Annotated in this window: 2 protein-coding genes and 1 pseudogene; 2 read left to right on the forward strand and 1 reads right to left on the reverse strand. The window is 69.0% G+C overall.

The window, feature by feature from the left end; all coding sequences use genetic code 11:
* Both ACFWPJ_RS30260 and ACFWPJ_RS30265 read left to right on the forward strand, forming a co-directional pair.
* Positions 1–1,218, forward strand: a pseudogene (locus ACFWPJ_RS30260) (flavin-containing monooxygenase); the annotation flags it as partial.
* Positions 1,219–1,244: 26 nt separating this feature from the next.
* Complete coding sequence (locus tag ACFWPJ_RS30265) at positions 1,245–1,967, forward strand: HAD family hydrolase (protein WP_378856538.1); 723 nt, start codon at positions 1,245–1,247, stop codon at positions 1,965–1,967.
* A gap of 5 nt (positions 1,968–1,972) precedes the next feature.
* On the opposite strand, the gene ACFWPJ_RS30270 is transcribed toward ACFWPJ_RS30265, so the two are convergent.
* Positions 1,973–2,401 (reverse strand): cupin domain-containing protein, encoded by a 429-nt coding sequence (locus ACFWPJ_RS30270; protein ID WP_378856540.1) that lies wholly within the window; start codon positions 2,399–2,401, stop codon positions 1,973–1,975.
* Positions 2,402–2,513: the final 112 nt, after the last annotated feature.

The following is a 2,513-nucleotide window of genomic DNA, read 5'->3' on the forward strand; positions in this document are numbered from 1 at the left end:
ATCGTGCGTCGACAAATACGAGATGAGACCGCGATTGCGCGGCGGCACCAACGGCCGCGGCGCCGACTTCGACGAGGACGCCCGGCGCTGGGTCCTGCACACCGACGACGGTGGCGAACTGACCGCGCGTTTCGTGATCAGCGCAACGGGGGTGCTGACCCGGCCCAAACTGCCCGACATCCCCGGCATCGAGAGTTTCGCCGGCGTCACCATGCACACCTCACGCTGGGATCACCGGCAGGATCTGCGCGGCAAGCGGGTCGCGATCATCGGCACCGGCGCTTCCGCCGTGCAGGTGATTCCCGAGATCGCACCGGAGGTCGAGCACCTGACGGTGTTCCAGCGCACGCCGATCTGGTGTCTGCCCCGCCCCGACATGCCGTTGCCGCTGCCCGCCCGCCTGGCCTTGAAGGTCCCCGGTGGGCGCACCCTGACCCGGCTGGTGAGCCAGACCTACGTCGAATTCACCTTCCCCCTCGCCGCCCACTACTACCGCTCGCTGCCCACCGCCGCGATCGGGGAACGCGCGGGCCTCGCGCACCTGCGCCGCCAGGTGAAAGACCCGGCCATCCGTGCCGCGCTCACCCCGAAATACGCGCTCGGCTGCAAACGCCCCAGCTTCTCCAACGACTACCTGTCGACCTTCAACCGCCCCGATGTCACCCTCGAGACCACCGCGATCAGCGAGATCACCCCACCGGCGTGCGCACCGCGGCAGGCGCCGAACACACCGCCGACGTCCTCATTCTCGCCACCGGCTTCAAGGTCATGGAATCGGGCAACATGCCGACCTACGACCTGCACGGCGTCGGTGGCCGCGACCTGGAAACCTGGTGGGACGAGAACCGTTTGCAGGCCTACGAGGGCGTGAGCGTCCCCGGCTTCCCCAACTTCTTCTCCATCATCGGCCCCTACGGCTACAACGGCGCGTCCTACTTCACCCTGATCGAGAACCAGACCCGCCACATCTTGCGCTGCCTGCACCACGCCCGCAGCACCGACGCCGACCGCATCGAGATCAGCGAAGCCGCCAACGACCGCTACTTCCGCGAAATGCTCGCCCGCCGCGGCGGCCAGGTGTTCTGGCAGGACAGCTGCGCCACCGCCAACAGCTACTATTTCGACAAACACGGCGACGTCCCCCTCCGCCCCGCCTCCACCCTCGAAGCCGCCTGGCGCAGCGGACATTTCGCCCTCACCGACTACGTCTTCACCTGACCCGTCGCCGACAGAGAAGGGAATCCATGCCGATCCGCGGTGTGCTGTTCGATGTCGACGACACTCTGTTCGACTACTCGGCCTCGGAAGCGGCGGGTCTGCTCGCACACCTGCGTCAGGACGGCCTGCTCGACCGGTTTCCCGATTCCGCCGCTGCCGTCGCCCTCTGGCGTGAGATCACCGAGACCGAGTACGCCCGCTTCGCCGAAGGGGAAGTCTCTTTCCCCGAACAGCAGCGCGCCCGGGCCCGCAGGTTCCTGTCTCATCTGCGGCGAACGGCACCGTCGGCTGTCCCCGAGCCGGAGGCCGTGGCGTGGTTCACCGGGTACGACGCGCATCGCCGCGCCGCCTGGTCGGCGTTCCCCGACGCCGAACCGGTGCTGCGGCACCTGATTCCCGGCTACCGGCTCGGCATCGTCTCGAACGCCTCGGTCCCGCAGCAGCGCCGCAAGCTCGACGCAGTCGGCCTGCTCGACTACTTCGGTGACCTGGTGGTGTGCAGCGAAGAGCACGGCGCGGCGAAACCGGCGCCCAGCATCTTCCTCGCCGGCTGCGCACTCCTGGAACTCGAACCGCACGAGGTCGCGTTCGTCGGCGACAAATACCTCATCGACGCGCTCGGCGCGCACGACGCGGGCCTGCGCGCGTGCTGGCTCGACCGCGCGAACACCCGGAACCAGACGGCTGTCCGCCACGGTATCCACGTCATCGATTCGCTCGAACTCCTCCCGTCCGTCCTGACGGGGTAGCAGTCTCAGCTGCGGAAGTCCGCGAAGTCGAAGCCCGGTGCGACAACACAACTCACCAGCACCTCGTCGTCACCGCCGGGTCGCGCGGCCTGCCAGTGGCCCGCGGGAACGACATACTGCACCCGGTGACCGGTTTCGATCAGCGGACCGAGCGTCACCTGCTCCACGGTGTCCGGCGCGTCGCCGTCCCCACCCAGGCTGAGCTCGAGCGGGCCGCCCCGGTGCCACAACCACACCTCGTCGGAGCGCACCGCGTGCCAGATCGACTGCTCGCCGGGCGGGAGCAGGAAGAGGATCCCCGTGGCGGCCGCCCGCGCGCCCGGATAGCCGTCGGGGGTGAAATCGTGGGCGGTGCGCCAGGTTTCGCGGTACCAGCCGCCTTCGGGATGAGGCAGCAGGTCGAGCGTGGCGGCGGTCGACGGCCGGTACAGCAGCTGAGTGTGGCGCCCGGCGGGCCCGCGCCGGGCCCAGCGAACGTCCGCGACGGCATCGACGGGGATGTCCTCGGCGTTCGGCGACATCTCGCTCGTGGTGAGTACCAGGACC

The organism is Nocardia sp. NPDC058497 (assembly GCF_042720195.1).
Taxonomy (GTDB): Bacteria; Actinomycetota; Actinomycetes; order Mycobacteriales; family Mycobacteriaceae; genus Nocardia.

Coding starts and splice junctions, on each gene's coding strand:
- ACFWPJ_RS30265 (WP_378856538.1), top strand. CDS start 1,245: ATGCCGATCCGCGGTGTGCTGTTCGATGTCGACGACACTCTGTTCGAC.